Consider the following 23302-nt stretch of genomic DNA (forward strand, 5'->3'; position numbering starts at 1 on the left):
TTCCGTTGGGAGGCGCAGGGACTGCGCGGGATCTGATGGGGGGTCAGCCGGCCTTGGCCATCTCCATGACGTACCGGCCGTAGGAGGAGTTCGAGAGGCGGCTGCCGAGCCGGTAGCAGGACTCCTGGTCGATGTAGCCCATGCGCCAGGCGATCTCCTCGAGGCAGGCGATGCGGACGCCCTGGCGGTGTTCCAGGACCTGGACGTAGTCCCCGGCCTCCATGAGCGCGTCGTGCGTTCCGGTGTCGAGCCAGACGAAACCGCGGCCGAGCGGGACGAGCCTGGCCTCGCCGCGTTCCAGGTAGACGCGGTTGAGGTCGGTGATCTCCAGTTCGCCGCGCTCCGAGGGCCGCAGTCGGCGGGCGATGTCCACGACCTGGTTGTCGTAGAGGTACAGCCCCGTGATCGCCAAGTTGGTCTGCGGATGTGCGGGCTTCTCCTCGAGGGCGACGAGCCTGCCCTGCTCGTCGAGGGTGCCGACGCCGTAGCGCTCGGGGTCGCGCACCGGGTAGCCGAACAGGACGCAGCCCTTGAGGTCCTGCGCGGCCCTCTGCAGCATGGGGCCGAACTCGTATCCGTGGAAGATGTTGTCGCCCAGCACCAGGGCCACGGAGTCGTCTCCGATGTGGTCCGCGGAGACCAGGAACGCGTCGGCGAGCCCCCGGGGCTTGTCCTGCTCCGCGTAGGTCAGGGTGATGCCCAGCCAGGAACCGTCGCCCAGCAGTCGTCGGAACATCTCCGAGTCCTCGGGCGTGGTGATGATCTCGATTTCTCTGATCCCCGCCAGCATCAGTGCGGACAGCGGGTAGTAAATCATCGGCTTGTCGTAGACCGGGAGCATTTGCTTCGAAACTCCGAGAGTGATCGGATGGAGCCTCGTGCCATTGCCGCCGGCCAGGATGATGCCCTTCACCGTGGCGCCTCCTCAGTAACTTCGTGCCAATTAGGCGTGCCCGCACTTTATCGGGGGCCGGCGTCCGCCCGGAAGTCTCTCCCGGACCACCACCGCCCCGAATGGCGTTCTTGTTGACAGGCGGGGGCCCGCTTACTCAGGCTGACGGCATACCGGTTCAGGCATTCGCATTTTCGTCGTCGTTTAGGTGGACCTGTGGAAATCCAAGATCTGGCGTCCGATCTCGAATCCGAGCAGAGGGCCGGTATCGGCATCATCGGGTGCGCCGACATCGCCGTGCGGCGGGCCCTCCCGGCGATCGGCCGGTCGCCGTTCCGGCTGGCCGCGGTGGCGAGCCGTTCCCGGGAGAAGGCGGAGGGTGTCGCGGCCACCGCGGGGTGCCGGGCCGTCGAGGGCTACGAGCGGCTGCTGGAGCTGCCCGGCGTCGACGCGGTCTACGTCCCGCTGCCCAACAGCGAGCACGCCAAGTGGGCGCAGCGGGCGCTGGAGGCGGGGAAGCACGTGCTGCTGGAGAAGCCCGCCGTGCCCGCGGAGGACAGTGCCCGGGACCTCGTGGCGCTCGCCGAGGAGCGCGGACTGGTCGTCATGGAGAACTTCGCGTTCCTCCGGCACCCCCAGCACGAGCAGGCCCGGTCCCTGGTGGCCGACGGCGCCATCGGTGAACTGCGCTCCTACAACGGTGCGTTCGGGATTCCGCCGACCGACCCGCGGGGGATCAAGTACCAGGCGGACCTCGGCGGCGGGGCGCTGTGGGAGGTCGGCTGCTACCCGGTGCGTGCGGCCCAGGAGTACCTCGGCCCGTCGGCACGGGTCCTGGGAGCCGGCCTGAAGTTCGACGCGGACCTGGGCGTGGACGTCTCCGGGGTGGCACTCCTGGGCGACGACGACGGGGTCACCGCCCACTGTTCCTTCGGTCTGTCCCACGGCTACCGGTCGACGTACGACCTGTGGGGCAGCGAGGGGCGCCTGGTCCTGGAATGGGCGTTCACGCCCTCGCACAGCGCCCGTCCGGTTCTGCGCCTGGAGCAGAAGGACCGCGAGACGCGTCTCCTCGCCCCGGCCTCGGACCAGTTCCTCGGCGTGTTCACCGCCTTCCACGACGCGGTGCGCGACCCCGCGGCGCGGGCGGCGCACCACCGCGACCTGGTGCGGCAGGCGGGGCTGATGGCCCGCATCCGCGCGCACGCCCTCGGCCGGGCGCCTTGGTGAGCGGCTGCCCGTGAGGTGCGCGGGCATCCGGGAGAAGACGAACGGCGGTCGGCGCCCGTGGGCGCCGACCGCCGTCGCGCGCGTTCTATCGTCCGGTCTGAGCCGCGGTGAGCCGGCGCGGCGGGCACTGCTCCCAGGTGGGGAGCAGTCCCGCGGCCGCCGCCTGGGCGAGCGTGGGCGCCGCGGCGTCCTTGTCGGAGCGGACCGGCGGCCCGGTCAGGTCCCAGGGCAGGGCGAGGGCCGGGTCGAGGGCGTCCACGTCGATCATCGTCCCCGGCACGTACTCCTGTGAGCAAAGGTAGCTCATGCACGTGTCGTCGGTGAGGGCGAGGAAGGCGTGCCCCACACCGTCGGGCAGGTACACGGCCGTCCCCGTCTCCGGGCTCTGGTGGGTGACGTCGTAGTGGCCGAACGTCGGTGAACCCACCCGCAGGTCGACGGCGATGTCCAGGGCGCTGCCCCGCACGCAGGTGACGAACTTCGCCTGGCCGGGGGGCACCTTGGTGCCGTGGATGCCGCGCAGGGTGTTGCGCCGGGACACCGAGTAGTTGACCTGGCGGACCGCGAACTGCCAGCCGCTGCCGGCCAGCAGGGAGCTGGCCCGCACGGACTCGAAGAAGTGGCCCCGCCGGTCGCTCAGGGGTTCGGGCTCGACGCGGTACGCGCCGGGGACCGTCATTTCCGTTATCAGCACCGTGGCTCCTCGCCGGCTCAGCCGGTGGCCGCCGCGGCGGCGCCGGCCGCCCGGGCGACCCGCCGGCGCATGGACGCGGTGTCGTTGGTCCGCGGGAACTCCTCGGGCGGTACGTCGACCCCCAGGAAGTCGCACAGCGGCTCCCAGCCCTGCTGGACGTCGTAGACGAGGACGTTGTCCGCGCCCAGCGTGCGCACGACCTCCTCGTTGTGCCGGTGGTAGACCTCGATCGCGTGGTCCTTGTCGGAGAACCGGCCCCCGAACAGACCGTCCCAGACCATGGTGGTGGTCACGCGGAACAGCCGGGCCTGCGGGCTGCCGGGCTCCGGCGGGTTCGCCATGCTGCGCAGGGCGAACTGGTACAGCGTGTCGTGGGTGCTGCGGTACCAGCTCTCGGCGTCACGGACCGTCAGGATCATCCTGGCGTCGGGGAACGCCTCGCCGATCTGCCGGTAGTACACGGCGCAGGGGCCGTCCACCGCGGCGCCGTAGCCGTCGAAGACGGCCGCCCAGTCGGGGCTCTCGCCGTCGCAGACGATCCGCTCCCACCGCTGGAGGCGCTCCGTGTCGCCGACGATGTCGAACATGTGGAAGGAGGGGCCGAGACCCAGCCGGTCCAGGGCCACCTTCAGTGAGGTCGTGCCGGTCCTGCCCAGACCGGCGTTGACGAGTTTCAGCACGGTGCCGTCTCCCTTCTCAGCGCCAGGCCGCGTCTTCCTGGCGGGTGGCGACGTTCACCCGGTTCCAGAAGTTGACCAGGCCGATGTGCATGACCAGCGCACCGAGCTGCTCGTCGGTGTAGTACTGGGCGGACTTCTCCCAGACCTCGTCGGAGGCCATGTCCTGCGGGTCGGTCATCAGCGTGATGGCCTCGGCCATTTCCAGCGCCGCGCGCTCGGCGTCGTCGAAGCAGGTCTCGGTGCGCCAGCCGGCGACCCGGGGCAGCCGCTGGTCCGTCCCGGCGGCCTGCTCCGGGTTGTCCGGGAACGTGTAGACGCGGCCGTTGATCTCGCTGACGCGCAGCCGGACCAGGTCGAGCGTGGTCTGCGGCACGCCCACCTTGCCGATGACCTCGGTCAGGTCGAGCAGGGGCTGCAGGGCGCCGGGAACGACCAGGGAGGGATTTTCCATCCGTGGAGTCATCGGGTCTTCTCCTGTGCGGTATGCGTGGATGAGTCGGTTGCTTGCGGCGGCCTCAGACCGGGATGCCCTCGATGACCGAGATCGGCGCGCTGGTGGGAACGACCCTGGTGAGTTCGAAGCCGGCCTTGGCGAACAGCTCGCCGTACTCGGCCCGGGTGCGCTCGCGGGCGCCCAGCATCAGCATCAGCCAGAGGTCGATGGTGTGGCCGATGTGCTTCTCGTTGTTCTCCGGGAGCGCGTACTCGATGACGAGCAGCCTGCCGCCGGGGGCGATCGCCTCGCGCGCGTTGCGCAGGGCCGTGACGGCGTCGGCCTCGGAGAAGTCGTGGATGATGTGCTTGAACACGTAGGCGTCACCGCCCGAGGGCAGCTTGCCGAGGTAGCCGCCGTGCTCGATGGTGAGCCGGTCCGCGACTTCGGCCTCCTCGAAGAGCGCCGGCGAGTCCACGGTCGCGATCTCGGAGTCGTACAGCACGCCCTTGGTGTCCGGCGCCTGCTGGAGGATGCCCGCCAGGAGGTTGCCCCGGCCGGCTATGACGTCCACGACGGTGCCGAACCGGGAGAAGTCGTACGCGTCGAGGATCGGGGCGGTCTCCGACGCCGACAGCTCGCCGAACGCCTGGAAGAACACCCTCGCGTAGTCGGGGTTGGCGTGGAAGAAGTCCAGGGCGCCCATGCCGCGCAGCCTGGGCAGATTGGCCTCGCCGGTCTCCACGGTGGCGGACAGGTGGCCCCACTCCTCCCACAGCGTGGGGTGGTTCATCAGCAGGGCGAAGCCGCGCATGGAGTCCGGTGCGTCCTCACGGAGCCTGTCGGACAGCGGCGTGTGCTCGTACCGGCCGTCCGGGCGGACGGCGAACACCCCGTGGCCGGCGAGCGCGCGCAGGATGCGGTGGGTCGCCCCGGGGTGGGACCCGACGCGTGCCGCGATGTCCTCGGCGGCCAGCGGGCCGTCGGCCAGCACGTCCGCGATCCCGAGCCTGGCGGCGACGGAAATCGCCTGTGTGATCACGGCGCCCTGAATGAGATGAAGCAGTGTGTACGAGTCGGACTGATCACGAACCTCGGGCAGCACGGACATGCCTTTCCTTTCGGAGCGCCTTTTCTCGCGGATTCCAGACGATAGGCGGGCGCTTCTCAAAACCGCAACCTCAGTATTGGCGCAATTGCCCAGCGGGCGTTCAACCGTGGAAATTGAGCGGTTGAACAGGCCATGTCCAGCGGCACTCCAGCGTGATTCCGGCGCCGCTTGTCAAATTGTTCCGGCCCGGCTACATCGAGGAGGCCCCGTTGCGGCACGACACCCCGACCACGGTGGATTTCTGGTTCGACCCGACCTGCCCCTGGGCGTGGCTGACCTCCCGCTGGGTCCTCGATGTCGCCCGGCAGCGGCCCCTCGAGGTCCGCTGGCGGCTGATGAGCCTGACGGTGCTCAACGAGGGGCGGGCGGACCTGCCCGAGCGCTGGCACCGTGACCTGGCGGTGCGGATGGAGCCGGTGCGGGTCTGCGCCGCCGCCGTGCGGACGTACGGCCCCGAGGTGCTGGGCCGGCTCTACTGCGAGCTGGGGAGCCGGTTCCACCTGGAGGGGGCGCCGAAGGAACCCGCCACCTACGCCGCGGCCCTGACCGCCGCGGGCCTCGACGCCGGCCTGGCCCAGGCGGCGGGTTCGCACACGTACGACGACGCGGTGCGCGCCTCGCACCAGGAGGCCGTCGACCGGGTCGGCACCGATGTGGGCACGCCCGTCGTCGCGGTGGGGGGCGTCGCGTTCTTCGGACCGGTGGTGTCCCCGGCCCCCCGCGGTGAGGCGGCCGTACGGCTGTGGGACGGCGTGCTCGCCGTGGCGGCGACCGACGGGTTCTTCGAGCTCAAGCGGACCCGGACCCGGCAGCCGGTCTTCACCTGAGGCGCCGTCAGCGTCCTGCCGCGGCGACGGGAGCCGTCCAGTTGCCGGCCAGCCAGGTCTCCAGCGTCACCAGACCGGGCCTGGTGGCGCGGAGTGCGGCGAGGTCGGCGCGGTAACCGTCCCGCTCGAACCAGTCGAACATGTTGGCGAGGTCCGGACGGGCCGAACGCAGCGGCTCGATCGGCAGCTGCTGGTAGCGGACCGGGACACCGGCGACCGCCTCGAACGCCGCGGCCATCTGCGGTCCGGTCAGCTCGTCGCCGGCGATCTCGACCACCCGGCCCAGCCAGGCGTCCGGGTTCTCGAAGGCGTCCGCGGCGAAGACGCCGATGTCGCCGGACGCGATGAGCTGCACCGGGACGCGCGGGTCCAGCCACATGGCCAGGACGAGTTCGCCCCCGGCCGGCCGGGGGGCGATGTCGAGCAGGATGTCGTGGAACATGACCGGACGCAGCACCGTCACCGGCAGGTCGAGCGTCCGCAGGTACCGCTCCACCGTGTGCTTGCTCTCGAAGTGCGGGACCCGGGTGTCGCGGTCCGCGCCCCCGACCGAGCTGTAGACGAAGTGCCGCACCCCGGCGCGCACCGCGGCGTCGGCCACCGCCCTGCCCTGCCGCACCTCGGCCTCGACACCGCCCGGGCCGCGGAAGGTCTGGACGCTGAACACCCCGTGGACGTCCCGCATCGCGGCGGTCAGCGACGCCTCGTCGTCCATGTCGCCGCGGACCAGGACCGCGCCCGCCTCCCGCAGTTGCCTCGCCTGCGCCTTGTCGGGGTCGCGGACCAGGGCGTGCACGGTGTGCCCGCGCCGCAGCAGTTCGCGGGTCACGGACCCGCCCTGCCGGCCGGTGCCGCCCAGCACCAGGATCGTTGCGTCAAGCGCCACTGTCTTCTCCAAGTCTCGTGCCCGCCGCGGTCGGGCCCGGCGGTGCGGTCGGAAGCGGTGACCGCAAGGCGGCCTTAGTGCGTCGGGGCCGTGCGCTACCAGGGCACGGGCCCCTCGTCCGCCAGGCACACGCCCGACGGGCCGCTCTCGTCCAGCAGGGCGAGCCGGACCACGATCGCGGCCCCTTCGGCCGGCGTGCGGTGACCGCGACGGTGGTTGATGTCGGTGGCCACCACTCCGGGCAGGGCTGCGTTGACCTTGACCGTGGTCCCCCGCAGCTCCTTGGCGTACGCGACCGTGACCGCGTTCAGCGCGGTCTTCGACGACTGGTAGGCGATCATGTTGACGCCCGCCGTCGGGGAACCGGGATCCGAGTTCAGCGTCAGCGAACCCAGGTGGCTGGACAGGTTGACGACGCGGCCGGCCGGGGAGCGGCGCAGCAGCGGCAGCATCGCGTGGGTCACGGTGACCACCCCGAAGACGTTGGTCTCGTACACCTCGCGCATGTCGGCCGCGGTCGCCCGGCTCGGTGCGCCGGTGTGGCCCCCGGCGGTGCCGGCGTTGTTGACCAGGATGTCCAGGCGCCCGTGGCGCCGTTCGATCTCGCGGGCGGCGTCGGCCACCGAGACCGGGTCCGTCACGTCCAGCCTCAGCGGTGCGGCGGCGATGCCGTCGGCGGCCAGCGCGTCGGCGGCCTGCTTGCCGAGCACCTCGTCCCGCGCGCCGACGAGGACGACGATCCCCCGCTCACCGAGTTGCCGTGCGGCGGCGAACCCGATGCCCTTGTTGGCACCCGTGACGAGGGCGACCTTCTCGACCGTCACGTCGACTTCCTTTCTGCGGCCGTCGCGGCGCGCATTCACCGCGGACAGGAAATTCCTGAAGACGCCCGAAGATATTGCTGCGGTGCGCTCCCCGCGCTCAAGCGTTCACCGCCGCGTTCAAAAGGGTCGCCGTCTGAACACCGGCGCCGGAGCCCAACGGAATTCGGAATCGTTGCGACCGGACATCGCCCTGAGTAGCTTCACAAAGGCCAACCGTTGCCACAGTGCAGAGGGCCTCATGAAATGAAGAGAACTGACGTCATAGTGGTCGGTGCGGGGCCGGCCGGCCTGATGCTGGCCGGGGAACTCCGCCTGGGCGGAGTGGACGTGGCCGTCCACGACAGGCTGCCCGCCCCCGCCGGGGAGTCCAGGGCGCTCGGCTTCAACCGGCGAGCGGCCGAGTCGCTGGATCAGCGCGGCCTGCTGAGCCGGCTGGGCGAGCTCCGGTGGGGCCCGATGGGCCACTTCGGCGGGGTCCGGTTCGACCTCGGCATGCTCGACGAGGACCACAGCGGTGTGCTGGGGCTGTCCCAGGCCAGGACCGAGGCGGCGCTCGGCGGCTGGCTGGACGACCTCGGCGTGCCGGTGCGCCGGTCCCGCGAGGTGACCGGCCTGCGCCAGACGCCCGACGGGGTCGTGGTGTCCTTCACGGGCCCCGACGGGCCCGGCGAGGAGACGGCCCGCTACGTCGTCGGCTGCGACGGAGCGGGCAGTACCGTGCGCGGGCTGGCCGGCGTCCCCACCCGTGTCTGGGAGCCCACCAGGGGCATGTTCACCGCGGAGATCACCGGCGCCGCCCCGCGCCCCCGGCCGATCGGCGAGCGGCTTCCCGGCGGACGCATGGTGGTGTGCACCCCGGTGGGAGCGGGCCGCTGCCGGATCGTCGTCCACGACCCCGATCTGCCGGCCCGTCCGGAGCCGGGCGCGCTGACCTTCGCCCAGGTCGCGGACGCGTGGCGGCGGCTGACCGGCGAGTCCATCGACGACGCGGACTGCCAGTGGCTGTGGGCGTGCGGCAACGCGGCCGCCCTGGCCGGGGAGTACCGGCGCGGGCGGGTGTTCCTGGCCGGCGACGCGGCGCATGAAATCCCGCCGCTGGCCGCGTGGGGGCTGAGCGCCGGACTGCAGGACGCGGTGAACCTCGGCTGGAAGCTGGCGGCGGTGGTCACCGGGCGGGCCCCCGAGGACCTGCTCGACACCTACCACGCCGAACGCCACCCCGTCGGCGAGCAGCTGATCCGCAACGCCCGCGCGGCGTCGAAGCTGTACCTCGGTGACGGGCCCATGGATCCGGTCCGCGAGGTCGTGGGCGAGCTGCTGTCCCACAAGGATGCCGCCGAACAGGCCGCCGGGATCGTGAGCGGTCTGGGCGTCGGCTACGACCTGGCCAAGGGCGACCACCCGCTGCTGGGCCGGCGCATGCCGCCCGACCGCACCCTCACCCTGCCCGACGGCACCCGCACCCGCGTCGCCGAACTCCTGCGCACCGGACGCGGCCTGCTCCTGACCACCGACCGCACCACCGCCGGCACGGCACGCGAGCACACCGGCCACCTCGACGTCGTCACCGCCACCTGGACCGCACCGCCCGACCCCGCCCTCGACACCGTCCTGATCCGCCCCGACGGCTACGTCGCCTGGACCTCACCCGGCACCACCGACGACCTCACCGACGCCCTCCACCGCTGGTTCGGCAGTGGCGTCGGGCAGTACGCCGACCGGTGAGCGTCCCACCGCACCCATTCAGAAGGAGCTGACACATGGCCAGGGATGTCATCGTCGTGGGGGCCGGACCGGTCGGGCTGATGACGGCGGGGGAACTCAGGCTCGGCGGCGCCGACGTCGTCGTCCACGAGCGCCTGCCCGCACCAACGCACCAGTCGCGCGGCGCGAGTTTCACCAAACGCACCGCCGAGTGCTTCGACCAGCGCGGCCTGCTGGACCGCCTCGGCGGCACCGAACCCGCCGACAGCCACTTCGGCGGGGTGCCCATCGATCTCGGCATGCTGGCGCAGGACCACTACGGGCACCGCGGCGTCTCCCAGTTCCGCACCGAGCGGATGCTGGAGGACTGGGTGGGCGAACTCGGCGTACCGGTCCTGCGCGGCCGGGAGGTGACCGCCCTGCGGCAGGACGGCGACGGCGTCGTGGTGAGCGTCGAGGGCCCCGACGGCCCGTCCGAGGAGCGGGCCGCCTACCTGGTCGGCTGCGACGGCGGGCGCAGCACCGTCCGCAAGCTGGCCCAGATCGGCTTCCCCGGCACGGACGGCCGGCGCGGCTTCCTCACGGCCGACGTCACCGGCATCGACACCCGCAAGCGGCGCATCGGCGAGAACCTGCCGGGCGGCAGCATGGTGATGGCCATGGACCTGGAGGACGGTGTCACCCGGGTCGTCGTCCACGAGGCCGGTACGCCGCCGCCCCGCGACCGCGACGCGCTCACCTTCACCGACCTCGCCGACGCCTGGCAGCGCCTCACCGGCGAGTCCCTCCACCACGGGCGGTGCCGCTGGATCAGCTGCTTCACCGACACCTCACGGGCCGCCGCCGAGTACCGGCGCGGGCGGGTGTTCCTGGCCGGCGACGCGGCGCACGTGCAGCCGCCCGCCATGGCGCAGGGACTCAGCGTGGGTGTCCAGGACGCGGTGAACCTCGGCTGGAAGCTGGCGGCGGTGGTCACCGGGCGGGCTCCCGAGGACCTGCTCGACACCTACCACGCCGAACGCCACCCCGTCGGCGAGCAGTTGGCGCGCAATGCCCGCGCGGCGATAGAGCTGCGGCTCACCGGGGAGGAGATGGACCCGGTCCGCGAGGTCGTGGGCGAGCTGCTGTCCCACCAGGACGCCGCCGAGTACGCGGCCGGCATGCTCAGCAACCTCGGTGTCCGCTACGACCTGGCCAAGGGCGACCACCCGCTGCTGGGCCGGCGCATGCCGCCCGACCGCACCCTCACCCTGCCCGACGGCACCCGCACCCGCGTCGCCGAACTCCTGCGCACCGGACGCGGCCTGCTCCTGACCACCGACCGCACCACCGCCGGCACGGCACGCGAGCACACCGGCCACCTCGACGTCGTCACCGCCACCTGGACCGCACCGCCCGACCCCGCCCTCGACACCGTCCTGATCCGCCCCGACGGCTACGTCGCCTGGACCTCACCCGGCACCACCGACGACCTCACCGACGCCCTCCACCGCTGGTTCGGCAGTGGGCACCGGTCCTCCAGCCGCCCTCGACCGCAGGGCTGGGCCTGACCGCGAGACTGCCGGGACCTGTCCTGACGCCGGGCGCCGGCGTCGGGACGGCCTCTACGACCCTAACCACGAAGGATCTGGTGGAATGGCTGGCACCGAACAGGATCAGGTGAGTGGAAAGCCCCATGTCGTCGTCATCGGGGGTGGTATCGCAGGTCTGGCGGCGGCGTTCCGGCTCCGCGACCAGCCGGTCCGGGTGACCGTCCTGGAGGCGTCGTCCCGGCTCGGCGGGAAGCTGTCGGTCTCCGAGGTGGCGGGCGTCGCGGTCGACGAGGGCGCCGAGTCCCTGTACGCCAACCGGCGCAGGACCACCGGGCTGATCCAGGACGCCGGGCTCGGCGAGCAGATCATGTCGGCGGGGGTGACCGCGTCGGCGATCTGGACCAGGGGGGAGATCCGGCAGCAGCCGGACCGTCAGTTCATGGGCGTGCCCTGCGACATGGACGACCTCGCCAGGTCGGGTGTCGTGTCCGCCCAGGGCGTCGACCGGGCCCGGCAGGACCTCGTCCTGCCGTCCTTCGACCGGGACGGCGACATGTCGGTGGCGGACTACGTCGGCGGGCGTTTCGGCCGCGAGGTCGTGGACCGCCTCGTCGAACCGTTCCTCGCCGGCGTGTTCTCCGGCCGCGCCACGGACCTGTCGTTCGAGGCCACGCTGACGCCGCTGGCCAAGGCGGCCCGCGCGCATGTCTCGCTCGCGGACGCGGCCGCCTCGCTGACGCCCGTGCTCGCCGAGGGCCAGAAGCCGCCGCCGGTGCGGGTGGCGACGCTGGACGGCGGGTTCGGTTCGCTGCCCCCCGTGCTCGTGCGGCAGGTGCTGGCGGCCGCGCCCGACGCAAGGGTGCGTACCGGTGCCCCCGTGCGGGAGCTGTCCCGCACCGCGGGCGGCTGGCGGGTGACCGTGGGCGACGCCGCCGGCGCGGAGCACATCGACGCCGACGCCGTCGTCGTCGCCGTCCCGGCCGGCCCCGCGGGCAGGCTGCTGGCCTCGGTTCCCGGGTTGTCCCCGGCCGTCTCGGCGTTCGCCGAGGTGCCGTACTCGAGCGTGGCGGTGGTCACCCTCGCCTACCCCCGCGCGGCGTTCCCCGGCGGTCTGTCGGGTCGCGGGTACGCCGCCTACCGGGTGCCCGCCGTGGAGGGCAGGGCGGTCAAGGAGGTCACGTTCACCACCGTGAAGTGGCCGCACCTGGCCGGCGAGGTGGAGATCGTCCGCTGCTCGATGGGACGGTTCGGCGAGGAGAACCTGCTCCAGCGCGACGACGCCGGCCTCGTGGCACTGGCGACGGCCGAGCTGGCCGAGGCCACCGGTGTCGGCGGCGTCCCGGTCGCGAGCCGGGTCAGCCGGTGGGAGGACGCCCTGCCGCAGTACACCGTCGGCCACTTCGAGCGGGTCCGGCGCATCCGCGAGGCCGTGGCCGCCCAGCCCGGCCTCGCGGTGTGCGGGGCGCTGTACGACGGTGTGGGCGTCGGGGTGTGCATGGCCTCTGCCCGGCAGGCCGCCGACCAGATCCTGGCGTGGATCGGGCAGAACGCCGCGGCCCCCACGGTCCCGGTCGGTGCCTGAGCGGTCCCGCGCGAACGCGAGCGGCCGTGCCCGGTTCCCCGGGCACGGCCGCTGCCGTGCGGTGACGTGCCGTCAGCGGTCCAGGACCGCGGCGAACGCCTGCGCCAGGACCTGCTCGGCGTCCTCGCCGCCGTCCGTGCCGCGCCAGGCGACGTGCTGGTCGGGACGGACCAGGAGCGCGCCGGCGTCGGTGATCCCGCGAACGGCCTCCCAGCCACCGTCCACGTCGGCCCAGTCGCCTCCGGCGCCGATGGACACCGTGCGCAGGCCGACGGAGAACTTCTCCGCGACCCGCGCGGCCGCCTCGCGCCACGGCGCCCCCTGCGGGCCCGTGATCAGCGTGAAGCCGGTCCGGCCCGCGAGGTCGAGCGTGGACTGGCGCCGGCCGTCCCGGGTGATCCAGGCGTGCGGCAGCCGGTGCCCGGGACGGGAGGCCGGCCGGTGCTCGTTGCGCATCGGGACGCGGGCCGGCGCCTCGGTGCCGTCCGGGACGAGGGCACCGTCCTCGTAGTGGAAGCCGACCTCCATGTCGAGGGACTGGCAGCCCCCGCGGTGCGTGTGGAAGATCTCCAGGGCGCGCTCCCGCACGGTGTCACCGAGCGGCGAGGGGTCGAAGTACGCCTCCAGGCGCTGCTTGCGGCGCCCCGCGGGGATGTTGTGGCCGGCGCCGACGGCGTCGATGACGGCCTGGTGGTGCACGGCGGCGGACACCGCCCAGTCGACGTTCTCGCGGCCCACCGGCCGGCGTTCGGCCTCGTAGGTGTCGATCAGGCCGTCGGTGGCACGGCCGCCGAGGACCGCGGCGAGCTTCCAGGCGAGGTTGTGCGCGTCCTGGATGCCGGTGTTGAGGCCGAGGCCGACGGCGGGCGGCTGGCGGTGCGCGGCGTCGCCGGCGATGAGGACCCGGCCGGCCCGGTAGCGGTCGGCGAGGTGCGCGTGCACGATCCAGTCCGTCACCTTGTGCACCGTGATCTCGAGGTCCGGTATGCGCAGCAGCTCCCGGATGCGGGGGACGACGGTCTCCGCGTCCCAGCGTCCGGGCGGGCCCGGGGCGAAGTGCAGGCCCCACTGCTCGCAGTCCTTGCCCCAGCTCGGCCCCATCTCGATGAGGTTGCTGGACAGGTCGGGGTCCTCCGGGCTGAGGAAGTGCGTGATGAGCGTTCCCTCCTCCCACCACTGGGACAGGTCGGCGGAGAAGTACGCGGTCGTGGTGTTGACCAGTCCGGGCGGGCCCTGCATCTCGATGCCGACCGCGGCTCCGACCATGCGGCCGCCGTCGGCCCCGATGAGGTACTGGGACGTGACGGTGGTGGTCTCCCCGGTGTCCAGGTTCCGCACCTCGGCGACGACGCGGTCGCCCTCGTCCGAGAAGGAGACCACCTCGTGGTGGAAGAGGACGCGGCCCGGATTGCGGTCCTCCGCGTGACGGCGCAGGATCGGCTCCAGCCACATCTGCGGCAGCTTGGCGGGCAGGACGGGCCCGGCCGCCGCGTAGGTCTCGCGCAGTTCACCGCCGCCGAAGGCATCCATCTCGTGGATCAGGCGCCGGTCCAGCGGCCCGTCGCCGGCGAGCGTGGTCTGCCAGCGCACCTTGCCGAACTTCTCCAGCGGAGCGGCCTCGGCGAACACGTCGTCGGCCACGTCGTGCTGGCGGAAGATCTCCATCGTGCGCTGGTTGAGGTAGTGCGCCTTCGGGACCCTCGATGTGTCCGAGTGCCGTTCCACCAGCAGATGATCGACGCCCTGGTCGGACAGGAAGACGGAGGCGGACAGGCCGCATCCGCCACCGCCCACGATCAGAACCGGAACCTCGATGGCTCCCATATTCGCCCCTTTGAGATCGACAGATGCCTTGCCACTCGCAGCCTGGCAAAGCCCTCTTCAACACCGGTCAAGCACGGCTGGAACGCGGCGCCGCGCCGGACGGCGGGGACGGGAAGGTTGCCGGTTGGAGGGCCGGGGTCAGCCGAGCCAGACGCCGTCGCGCATGAGGCCGCGTCCGGCCAGCTCGTTCGCCTCCCGCCAGGCCTGGACGCGCCGGGGCCTGATCCGGAAGTACTGGTAGGGCTCGTCGAGCTTGCGGGGGTCGAAGCCGGTCTTCGCCGCGAAGGCGTCCGCCGCCTCCTGGCCCAGCTCGGCGACGTCGGCCGGCTCGGCCGTACCGTCCACGATCACGACGTCGCGCGTCGGGCCCAGGCCGAGCCTGACCCGGCCGTCCGCGAGCAGGTTGCGGCCGGTGACCGAGTCACGGGGCGTCGAGACGAGGACGGCCGTCCCGTCCCAGAGGTAGGACAGGGGCACGAGGTGGACGCCGCGCGAGGCATCCGCGGTCGCCACCCACAGATCGACGTCGTTCTCGAGCCGTGCCCGAGTGTCCCGGAGCCGTTCCTCGAGTCCACGCGCCTCACTCTTCGCTGTCATGCTTCCTCCGTTCCTGACGGGACGTCTGCCCGTCCTGGTGGGCCTGGCCGGGCGCGGACCGCGCCTGCGGGGCGCCGGCCGCCACGGCTTCAAGTGCGCCGGCGGCCGCGCGCACCCCGATCATGTCGTGCTCCCGGTGGACCACGAAGCGCACGTACCCGTTCGGCAGCGGCAGGACGCCGACCCCGTGCCCGGCCAGGCGCGCCGCGCACTCCTGGGCGGACAGTCCGGCGAGCCGCGCCATGACGATGTTGGTCGGCCGCGGCGCGATCCTCAGTTCGGCGCCGGGCACCGAGGCCAGCGCACGGGCCAGCGCGGCGGCCCTGTCGTGATCGGCGGCCAGGTCGGGCAGCCGGCCGAGCGCGACGAGGGCGGGAGCCGCGAGCACCCCCGTCTGGTGCAGGGAGCCGCCGAGCCACCCCCTCAGCTCGCGGGCGCGCGCGATGTACTCGCGTCGTCCGCACAGCAGTCCGCCGGCCGGGGCGCCGAGCCCCTTGGAGACGCAGAAGGCGACGCTGTCCGCCGGACCGGCCAGCTCCGCGGGAGCGACCCCGAGCGCCACGGCGGCGTTCGCGAGCCGGGCTCCGTCGAGGTGGAGGTGGGCGCCGTGCCGGCGGGCCAACGCGGCCACCGTACGCGTCGCCTCGGCGTTCAGGGCGTTGCCTGCGTGCATCATGGCGGTGTTCTCGACACAGACCACGGCCGGTGCGCCCGAGCCTGCGGTGAGCAGCGCGGCCAGGGCCCCGGGGTCGGGCAGGCCGTCGGGACGCTGCACCACGGGCACCAGCTCGACCCCGCCGAACCGGCGCAGCCCGTCCGCCTCCAGGAAGGCCATGTGGGTGTCCACGCCGGCGATCACCCGCGGTGCGGGCGTGCCCCGGGCGCCGCTCGCGGCGAGCGGGGCGAGCAGGTTCGCCATCGTGCCGGTCGGCGTGAACAGCGCGGCATCGGTGCCCAGCAGTGCGGCCACCCGCTCCTCCAGCAGGGCGACCGTCGGGTCGTCGCCGTACACGTCGTCACCGACGTCGGCCGCGGCCATCGCCGCGCGCATCCGTGCGTCCGGCGACGTGCGGGTGTCGCTGCGGAAGTCGAGCCGCGGGGAGCCGGTCCACGCCACGGGGGCCTACCGTCCCGGCCGGTGGGCGATCCAGACGGCACGGGGCCTGGTGCAGCCCTCCACCGCGTGGATGCCCAGCTCGCGGCCGTACCCGGACTGGCCCAGGCCCGAGACGCTGACGGTCTCCTCGGTGTCGCCCCAGGTGTTGACCCAGTAGTTGTTGGGGACGACGGCCGCGCACACCCCGACCGGCATCCGGTCGGTGTAGGTGCGCATGCCGGGGCCGGCCGGGTGGCTCTCCCCCACCGGGTAGCGGGCCGCCGCCGCGAACCAGTCGGCGACCTCGGCGGCGAAGTCCACCTCGCCCAGGGCACGCCGGGTGGGCTTGCCCGCGTCCCGCCGCTCCAGTGCGGCGAGTTCGTCGCGGTCCTGGCGCAGGAGCTTGGCGAGTTCGCGCAGCAGCCCGCCGCGGCGGGCCGGTGAGGTGTCGGCCCAGCCCCCGTGGAACGCGGCCTCGGCCCGCGCCACCGCGTCGGCGACGCCGGACGCGTCGGTGTCCGGCACGTGGGTGACGGTACGGCCGGTGGCGGGATCGAGGACCGGCCGGCCCGCGGCGCTCATCCCAGGACCCCGGCGTTGCCCGCGAGCCGCAGGGCGCCGTCGATCCCGGCTACCAGGCCGAAAAACGCCTCCGGTCCCAGGCCCGCCCCGGCGCTGCCGAGCAGCCTGAGGTCGTACCCGTCCGGGTGCTGCCACCAGGCGTCGCAGGCCCCGTAGTCGGCGCTGAGGTGGCCGAGCCGGACCGGGCGTCCGCCGAGGTCGCGTTCCTCGGTGGTGGCGGGGTGCTTGTCCTGCTCCGGCGGGAACGCGAGCCGTCCGCCACCGGTGCGCTGAACGGTGAGGCGCAGCTCCGCGCCGGCCGGCGACGTGTAGACGACGTCCAGTTCGCGTACGTCGGCGCCGTTGCCGAAGACGGCGGCGCTCTCGGCGCGGAACTCCCCCGCGGCCACCGGCACCCCCTGGGCGGTGAGGAAGTCCACGGCCTTCTTTGAGGGGACCCAGTCGCCCTCGTGTTCACGGCCCCGGCGGTGGAAGCGGAAGACGCCGGTGGGCACCGACACCATGCCGGCGGGGTGTCTGGCCCAGTAGCTCAGTTCGGCGAACGGCGTGCCCAGCACCCTCGGCACCGCCTCCGGCACGGCCGGGCGCAGCGCGGCGTAGAGCGCGACGATCTCCTCGTCGGAGAACTCGCCTTCCGTCACCGACAGTTCGACGGTGGTCCGGGCCAGCCGCGCGCTGGCGCCGCGGTGGCCCAGGTAGTCGGTCCCGAGCCAGACCACCCGGCCCTCGCCGATCTCCGCCGGCCGGGTCCGGCTGCCCCACAGGCACGGATGGTCGGCGGCCGGGAACGCCCAGTCGTACAGGAACTGCTTGAGGCGCAGCCGCCGGCCCCCGCCAAAGATCTCGGTGCGGTAGCCGGCCGGGTTCGCGTCGCTCCACGGGGTGCGCCCCTGGGCCTCGACCCGTCCGGGGGGCGCCTCACGGCGCAGGGTTCCCACGCTGGTGTCGCATCCCTCGGGCAGCCGGGACGGCCGCCACAGGACGAAGTTGCACCAGTCCTGGGCGCGCGCCTCCTCGATCGCCGGGGGTACCCGGTCAAGAGCGGCCGCGTGGTCCAGGCACTGCCAGCGCCACAGGGTTGCGGGACTGCTCACCATGACTCCTCAGGTCGGTGCGGAGCTCCGCGAGGTGGCCGAGCCACGCGGAGGTCGAGGCAAGGAACATCCACTCGCCCACGCCCAGCTCGTCCCGGAGCCCGGGCGGGAGCGGCGGCAGGGCGAACGGGCTGCCGAGCTCGTCGGCGAGGGAGGCGAGCTGCCGGACGTACCGCGGGTCGGTGGGGGTGGGGAAGCCCTGCTTGGGCCGGTGGCGCACCGAGTCCGGCAGCAGGTCGGCGAGCGCCTCCTTGAGCAGGCCCTTGTGGCTGCTGCCCGGCTCACCGGAGTCCTTCAGATGCTCGGGGCAGCGGAAGGCCAGTTCGGCCAGGGCGACATCCTGGAAGACGGGCCGGTCCTCCAGGGTGAAGGTCGCCGACGTGGCGTCCACCATGTCGTTGACGTAGACCAGGAAGCGGCGCAGCAGGTGGTGCCGGCCGCGCTTGAGCGGGGACGCCGTCTTGATCGCCCGGTACTCGTCCATGGTGCGCTCCCACACCAGGTCGGTCACCGCCGTCATGTCGACGTCGAGCTCGCGCGCCATCCACGTCACCAGCTTCGCCCACACCGGCCGTTCGTCGGAGTAGAGCTGGTGGGTCAGGTAGTGGCGTCCGTGGATGTAGGTGGGCGCGTAGGGGTCGACGACGGGGAAGTAGCGGCCGGCCTGGTAGCCCCACAGCTCGTCCGCCCCGTGGCCCGAGTACACGACCACGTTGCGGTCGCGGGCGATGGCGCCGTAGAGGTGGTGCATCGCCAGTTCGGCGCCGTGCAGCAGCGGCCGCATCAGCCGGGTGGGCAGGAGGGGGACGAGTTCGGCGGCGCGGTGCCGGTCCAGGTCGCACACGGTCAGCGGTACGCCCAGGCGCTCGGCGGCCTCGGCCGCGTGCGCGACGTCGTCGCCCGAGCCGCCGATGCCGTCCTGGTAGCGCAGGACGTATCCCTCGACGGGCACGCCCAGTGCGGTCAGGCCCGCGACGGCCGCGGTGCTGTCGACGCCGCCGCTGAGCACCGCCGCCCGCGGGACGTCGGACGCGGCCCGCTGGGCGATCGCCCCGTCGAAGGCGGCCCTGATCTCCTCGGGGCTCACCAGCCCGTCCACCGGGGTGGGGAGCCAGTAGCGGTGGGTGCTCGTCCCGGGCCGGTCGACCGACAGGTACTCGGCGGGCTGCAGGGCGCGCACGCCGCGCAGCCAGGTGCGGTCGTCGGCCGCGTCCATCCTGATCCAGGACCGCAGGACGTACTCCTCGGGGTCCACCTCGGGGGTCACCAGGCCGGTGCGCAGCAGCACGCCCGCCTCGGAGGCGAAGAGGAGCCCGCCGTGCGTGAAGGCGTAGAACAGCGGTTTGACGCCGAAGTGGTCGCGGGCGAGGACGACGCGGCCGGTCCAGGTGTCGTGCCAGGCCAGGGCGAACATGCCCGACAGCGGCCGCAGGGCGGCCGCGGGATCGTCCTGGCGGCACACCTGCTGGAGGACGAACTCGGTGTCACAGGTGGTGCGGCGGGGCCACTGCGGCGGAGCGGGTGAACGGGAGCCGTAGACCTCGCCGTTGTGCACCAGGACGACCCGCCCGGTGGGGTCGGTCATCGGCTGGTCGCCCGCCTCGGTGCGGTCGCGCACCGCCAGGCGCGTCGCGCACAGCATCACCGTGCCGCAGGCCGAGACGTACGGGGCGCGGGCCCCCTCGCCACGGTGTGCCATGGCGTCCGTCATCGTCCGGCCGAGCGCCGCCATCCAGTCGGTGTCACGCCGTCCCTCGAAGCTGACGAACCCGGCTATGCCGCACATGCGCCGTCCTTTCCCCACAGGTCCCACAACCGGGCCAGCGCCCCGGTGAACACGTGCTCGATGCCGTGGTGCCCGCCTTCGTGCTCCAGGTAGCCGTGGGGGACGCCGTGCGCGTCCAGGGCCGCGTGCAGCGCGCGGACCCCCCAGTGCATGCCGTAGTCGTCGCGTTCGCCGACGCTGAGGTGGAGCAGCCCGAGTCCGGCGAGCCGGCCGGCGTGGGCGGGCAGCATCCGCACCGGGTCGTGGCCGAGCCACCGCTGCCACACCTCGTCCCGGAACAGGCCGGTCTCGGGGTCGCAGGGCAGCGCGTCGGCGGGGGTGGTGCCCGGTGTGTCGGCGTAGCACATGCCCATGGCGACGATGCTCATCGCGACCATGAAGGGCACGTCGTGCGGGCCGGTGTCGCGGCGGGCCAGCAGCCCCTCGACACCGCCGGCCGCCCGGACGGTGTCGAGGGCGGCGGGCAGCAGCGGCAGGTAGCAGTGCTCGAACCCGGCGTCGGGCGAGAAGGCGAGCACCGCCGCGAACAGCCGGGACGTCATGCCCGCCACCAGCGCGCCGTAGCCGCCGCTGGACTTGCCCGCCACGGCACGCCCCGCGGGCTCGGCCAGTGTCGCGAAGCGGCAGTCCACCTCGGCGACGACCTCGGCAAGGTGGCCGGCGTAGCGGCCACAGGCGGCGGAGTCGATGTACTGCGAACCGCCGTGGGCGGTCGTGCAGTCGGGCACCACGAGCAGGGCGGGGGGCACCACGCCGTCCGTCATCGCCCGGCGCAGCCGGTCGGCGACGGACCCGCCGAAGGCGAGCGCCCGGTTGGCGAGGCTCGGATGGGCGCCGAACCCGGGCAGCCAGTACACGACGGGGAACCGCCGCACGCCGTCGTACCCGGGCGGCAGATGGACCTCGACGCGGCGGCGGTACGGGTCGCCCAGCGGGTTGCCGCGCAGGCAGGCGCTCGTGTGCTCCAGCACGACCGGTTCGCTCATGACCCGCTCGCCTCCCGCTGGGCGCGCTCCACGTGGCGGGTGTAGAAGGACGGGTGGTGGAAGACCGCGGAGAGCAGGACGCCGTCGCTGGCCCACAGCCCGAAGGAACTGCCGAACAGCAGGTCGGCGCCGAGCATCGCCTCCAGCGTGGCGGCCGCGATCTCGGTCCAGCCCTCGCCGCCGGCGAGGTGGCCGCGGGCCGGTCCCGGGCCGAGCCGGGTCACCCGGCCCGCCACCGGGTCGAGCAGGAAGGAGGTCTCGGTGCCGTCGTCCTCGTACAGCGAGACGACGTGGCGTCCCGCGCCGTGGTCCAGCGCCCGGTACCAGTAGTCGGTGGCCACCAGCCGGTCCAGCAGCTCGCGCAGCATGTCCTCGCAGCCGCGGCTCTGCCGCCCGTACCGGTCGTGGGAGGCGTCGAACGGCGGCACGGCGGTGCCGGGGTCGAGGGTGACCGCCGCGTAGACCTCGTCGAAGTCGTACCCGCCGGGCGGCACCGGACCGTCGGCCGGGGCGACCTTTCCGTCCTTGACCTCGATCACCTGGCCCGGGCCCCACAGCAGGCCGTCGCGGTCCCGCTCGCCGAGGCGGCGCAGGGCCTCGGCGGGGGTGAAGGGGAAGATGGTGCGGTTGCACCAGTCGTAGTCCCGTTCGCCCTCGCCGCTGATCCGCCATCCGAACGAGGAGGGCACGGTCACGGACGCGGGGAGCGCGTCGACGTACCGGTCGAAGTTGGCGACGGCGCGTGCGCGCACCGCGTCGGGGTCGGTCAGCGGCCGGCGTTCGGTGAGCACCCCGGGCGGGGAGATGCTGTGGGCCGGGACGAACAGCGCGTCGAGGCGCGGTGCGTCGGGGCGGCCGAAGGCGGCCACGGTGTCCTCGTGCAGGATCGCGTCGCCGCACAGCATGACGGCCGCGTCCTCGGTCTGCACCAGCACGCTCATCTCGGGGAAGGACACGGCCGAGGGGAACGTCCTCAGGGTCGCCCCGCCCAGGGTCACCGTGTCGCCCGGCGTCACCGGCTGGAGGTTCTCGTAGCCGAAGCGGCGCAGTGTCCAGGCGATCGCCTGGTGCCCGAGCCCCGACGCGGTCAGCTGCGGCGGCACGGGACCGGCCGGGTAGATGCAGGTGACCCCGGAGCTCTGGCGCGGGCTGTCGTCGAAGTCCACGTCGGCGCCGTCGACCAGCCGCAGCAGGGAGGGGAAGTGGTGGTGGTCGAAGTGGTGGTGGCTGAGCACCACGTAGTCCACGCCGTCCTCGAGGACCTCGCGCACCAGCTGGTCCGGCAGCGGCGGGTGGTGTTCCCAGAAGCGGTCCAGGCGCTGGGTGAGCCACGGGTCGAAGAGGATGCGCTCCGCCCCCGTCTCGACGAGGACGGCCGCGTGGCCGAGGGAGGTCAGTCGCATCACAGGCCCGTTCCGTACACGCAGCGGAAGCCGACCTCGTTGTGCCGGTCGGTGATCAGGTCCTTGCCCCGGTAGAACGTGGTCAGGCAGGAGCGCGGGGAGGTCCAGGTGCCGCCGCGCAGCACGTGGAAAGCGTCCTTGCGGTTCATGAAGTCCAGCGGGTGCCGGCCCTTGAAGAAGGGGTCCATGTCGTCGCCGGTGTAGAAGTTGGTCCGCGTCAGCTCCCAGACGTTGCCCGACATCTGCAGGGCGCCGTAGGGGCTGGCGCCCTGCGGGAGGGCGTCGGCGGGAAGCACCGGGTGGGAGGGGTTGTCGCCCTGCGAGACGGTGACCAGCAGAGCCTCGAGGGAGTCGAGGTCGGCCACCTCCTCGCCGAACGACCGCTCGACGTAGTTCACCCGGTCCGGGTCCCACTCCTGGCCCCACGGAAAGCGGCGGCCGTCGACGCCGCGCGCGGCCTTCTCCCACTGGACCTCGCTGGGCAGCGCACCGCCCGCCCACTTCGCGAAGGCGTAGGCGTCGTACCAGTCGATGCCGACGACGGGCAGGTCGGGTGCGTTGAAACGCGGGTCGTGCCAGTGCACCGGGCGGTGCGAGCGCTGGAGCGGCTGGTCCGGGTGGTCGAACTCGCCGCTGTCGCCCACCTCGTCGAGGAACTCGCGGTAGCGGGCGTTGGTCACCGTCGTGCGGTCGATGAGGAACGCGGGCACGTCCACGGCGCGCAGCGTGCTGTCGTCCTGTGCCATGCGGAAGGCGTCGGGCTGCTCGTCGGCGCCGATGACCGCCGGGCCGCCGGGTACCAGGACGACGTCGGTGGAGCGGCGGGGCCGCTTGCGCGCGGTGTCCAGCCGGGCCCGCAGGTCCGAGAAGTACTCGTCCTCCAGGCGGCGGAGCTCGGCGGGGTCACGGGTGCCGAAGACGGCGATCAGGGCCCGCTTGGTGAGCGCCGCTCCGCAGCCGACGGGCTTGCGGGTCCAGTCGGCCCGGGTGAAGTTGCTGGGCCACCCGGAGATGCGGATGAGGTCGGGGACGGCGGCGGAGATCCGGTGCTCCGCGATGACCTTCAGCGCCGTGAAGGCGACCCAGTCGACGGTGTCGTGGGTGGCCGCGGCCACCGCGGAGTCGGCGGCCGGGTCGCCCGCGTGGTGCCGTGCCAGCAGGCGCACCGCGCCGGCCCGCACCGGCCAGTCGGGGTGGGAGACCGCGACAGACGCCAGCAGCGGGATCCCGTCGGCGGTTTGCCCCCGGTCCTCGGCCAGCGCGACGACGCGTTCCACCGACGCCCAGTAGCGGTCGTCGGTGGAGTCGTCGGTCACCAGCAGATCGGCGGGAACGTCGATGACTTCTGAAACGCGATTTCCTACCATCTCAGCCTCTCTGTGACGACGCGCCGCCCGTACGGATTCGATTCCATACGGGCGGCGCGTTCCGCTGGTCAGGGAATCACCACTTGCTGGTTTCCTCGTCAGCGTCACGGGTTTCGATGAAGTCGCGGTCGGTCATTTTTCACTCCCTCCGCCGTATCGAGTTCTGTGTGGG

21 protein-coding genes are annotated in these 23302 nt (G+C 72.9%); 5 read left to right on the top strand and 16 right to left on the bottom strand.

The genetic code is table 11. The features are described from left to right. Positions 1-43 precede the first annotated feature (43 nt). A complete protein-coding gene (gene rfbA, locus ACGF3J_RS35565) occupies positions 44-913 on the bottom strand; it encodes a glucose-1-phosphate thymidylyltransferase RfbA (RefSeq protein WP_393855664.1) in 870 nt (289 codons plus the stop codon). A gap of 195 nt (positions 914-1108) precedes the next feature. Here rfbA and ACGF3J_RS35570 point away from each other — a divergent pair, with 195 nt between their 5' ends. After that, positions 1109-2122, top strand: coding sequence for a Gfo/Idh/MocA family protein (locus ACGF3J_RS35570; protein ID WP_393855665.1), 1014 nt, complete (start codon positions 1109-1111; stop codon positions 2120-2122). A gap of 85 nt (positions 2123-2207) precedes the next feature. Here ACGF3J_RS35570 and ACGF3J_RS35575 read toward each other — a convergent pair whose 3' ends face one another. The 4 genes from ACGF3J_RS35575 to ACGF3J_RS35590 all read right to left on the bottom strand — a co-directional run bounded on the left by ACGF3J_RS35575 (position 2208) and on the right by ACGF3J_RS35590 (position 5040). Continuing rightward, on the bottom strand, positions 2208-2801 hold the full coding sequence (locus ACGF3J_RS35575) for a dTDP-4-dehydrorhamnose 3,5-epimerase family protein (protein ID WP_393855713.1): 594 nt from the start codon (positions 2799-2801) through the stop codon (positions 2208-2210). A 32-nt stretch (positions 2802-2833) separates the two neighbouring features. Next, positions 2834-3496 carry a sulfotransferase family protein gene (locus ACGF3J_RS35580; protein WP_393855666.1) on the bottom strand — a complete coding sequence of 221 codons (663 nt, stop codon included), beginning with the start codon at positions 3494-3496 and terminating at the stop codon, positions 2834-2836. Between the two features lie 16 nt (positions 3497-3512). Continuing rightward, positions 3513-3947 carry a carboxymuconolactone decarboxylase family protein gene (locus ACGF3J_RS35585; protein ID WP_393855667.1) on the bottom strand — a complete coding sequence of 145 codons (435 nt, stop codon included), beginning with the start codon at positions 3945-3947 and terminating at the stop codon, positions 3513-3515. A gap of 64 nt (positions 3948-4011) precedes the next feature. Continuing rightward, positions 4012-5040, bottom strand: coding sequence for a methyltransferase (locus tag ACGF3J_RS35590; protein WP_393855668.1), 1029 nt, complete (start codon positions 5038-5040; stop codon positions 4012-4014). Positions 5041-5249: 209 nt separating this feature from the next. On the opposite strand from ACGF3J_RS35590, the gene ACGF3J_RS35595 reads away from it, so the two are divergent. Continuing rightward, on the top strand, positions 5250-5867 hold the full coding sequence (locus ACGF3J_RS35595) for a DsbA family protein (RefSeq protein WP_393855669.1): 618 nt from the start codon (positions 5250-5252) through the stop codon (positions 5865-5867). A 7-nt stretch (positions 5868-5874) separates the two neighbouring features. On the opposite strand, the gene ACGF3J_RS35600 is transcribed toward ACGF3J_RS35595, so the two are convergent. Together ACGF3J_RS35600 and ACGF3J_RS35605 are read right to left on the bottom strand one after the other, a co-directional pair. Next, positions 5875-6753, bottom strand: a complete 879-nt coding sequence (locus ACGF3J_RS35600) for an NmrA/HSCARG family protein (RefSeq protein ID WP_393855670.1) — start codon at positions 6751-6753, stop codon at positions 5875-5877. Between the two features lie 95 nt (positions 6754-6848). Then, complete coding sequence (locus tag ACGF3J_RS35605) at positions 6849-7577, bottom strand: SDR family oxidoreductase (RefSeq protein ID WP_393855671.1); 729 nt, start codon at positions 7575-7577, stop codon at positions 6849-6851. Between the two features lie 243 nt (positions 7578-7820). Here ACGF3J_RS35605 and ACGF3J_RS35610 point away from each other — a divergent pair, with 243 nt between their 5' ends. The 3 genes from ACGF3J_RS35610 (at position 7821) to hemG (ending at position 12395) form a co-directional block, all read left to right on the top strand. Beyond that, on the top strand, positions 7821-9302 hold the full coding sequence (locus ACGF3J_RS35610; RefSeq protein WP_393855672.1) for an FAD-dependent monooxygenase: 1482 nt from the start codon (positions 7821-7823) through the stop codon (positions 9300-9302). A gap of 35 nt (positions 9303-9337) precedes the next feature. Next, entirely contained in the window at positions 9338-10831 is a 1494-nt protein-coding gene (locus tag ACGF3J_RS35615) for an FAD-dependent monooxygenase (protein WP_393855673.1), read from the top strand. Between the two features lie 85 nt (positions 10832-10916). Next, positions 10917-12395, top strand: coding sequence for a protoporphyrinogen oxidase (gene hemG / locus ACGF3J_RS35620; protein WP_393855674.1), 1479 nt, complete (start codon positions 10917-10919; stop codon positions 12393-12395). Between the two features lie 72 nt (positions 12396-12467). On the opposite strand, the gene ACGF3J_RS35625 is transcribed toward hemG, so the two are convergent. From ACGF3J_RS35625 to ACGF3J_RS35665, 9 genes are all read right to left on the bottom strand, one after another. Beyond that, positions 12468-14219 carry an FAD-dependent monooxygenase gene (locus tag ACGF3J_RS35625; protein ID WP_393855675.1) on the bottom strand — a complete coding sequence of 584 codons (1752 nt, stop codon included), beginning with the start codon at positions 14217-14219 and terminating at the stop codon, positions 12468-12470. Positions 14220-14357: 138 nt separating this feature from the next. Continuing rightward, complete coding sequence (locus ACGF3J_RS35630; protein ID WP_393855676.1) at positions 14358-14816, bottom strand: pyridoxamine 5'-phosphate oxidase family protein; 459 nt, start codon at positions 14814-14816, stop codon at positions 14358-14360. Continuing rightward, positions 14800-15933, bottom strand: coding sequence for a threonine aldolase family protein (locus ACGF3J_RS35635; RefSeq protein WP_393855677.1), 1134 nt, complete (start codon positions 15931-15933; stop codon positions 14800-14802). Before ACGF3J_RS35635 ends, ACGF3J_RS35630 begins: the two co-directional genes overlap by 17 nt. 6 nt (positions 15934-15939) lie before the next feature. Beyond that, positions 15940-16494, bottom strand: a complete 555-nt coding sequence (locus tag ACGF3J_RS35640; protein ID WP_393855678.1) for an aldehyde dehydrogenase family protein — start codon at positions 16492-16494, stop codon at positions 15940-15942. After that, positions 16491-17591, bottom strand: coding sequence for a hypothetical protein (locus ACGF3J_RS35645; protein ID WP_393855679.1), 1101 nt, complete (start codon positions 17589-17591; stop codon positions 16491-16493). The genes ACGF3J_RS35640 and ACGF3J_RS35645 overlap by 4 nt, the downstream gene beginning before the upstream one ends. Then, the gene (locus ACGF3J_RS35650) at positions 17530-19374 is read right to left on the bottom strand and encodes an asparagine synthetase B (protein WP_161332356.1); all 1845 of its coding nucleotides are present in this window, start codon (positions 19372-19374) and stop codon (positions 17530-17532) included. Before ACGF3J_RS35650 ends, ACGF3J_RS35645 begins: the two co-directional genes overlap by 62 nt. Then, positions 19362-20360: an alpha/beta hydrolase-fold protein gene (locus tag ACGF3J_RS35655; protein ID WP_393855680.1), complete on the bottom strand. Its 999-nt coding sequence runs from the start codon at positions 20358-20360 to the stop codon at positions 19362-19364. The genes ACGF3J_RS35650 and ACGF3J_RS35655 overlap by 13 nt, the downstream gene beginning before the upstream one ends. Continuing rightward, positions 20357-21763, bottom strand: coding sequence for an MBL fold metallo-hydrolase (locus tag ACGF3J_RS35660; protein ID WP_393855681.1), 1407 nt, complete (start codon positions 21761-21763; stop codon positions 20357-20359). The genes ACGF3J_RS35655 and ACGF3J_RS35660 overlap by 4 nt, the downstream gene beginning before the upstream one ends. Continuing rightward, positions 21763-23130: an SUMF1/EgtB/PvdO family nonheme iron enzyme gene (locus ACGF3J_RS35665; RefSeq protein ID WP_393855682.1), complete on the bottom strand. Its 1368-nt coding sequence runs from the start codon at positions 23128-23130 to the stop codon at positions 21763-21765. The genes ACGF3J_RS35660 and ACGF3J_RS35665 overlap by 1 nt, the downstream gene beginning before the upstream one ends. Positions 23131-23302 lie beyond the last annotated feature (172 nt).

This window comes from Streptomyces sp. NPDC048171 (assembly GCF_043202655.1).
Taxonomy (GTDB): Bacteria; Actinomycetota; Actinomycetes; order Streptomycetales; family Streptomycetaceae; genus Streptomyces.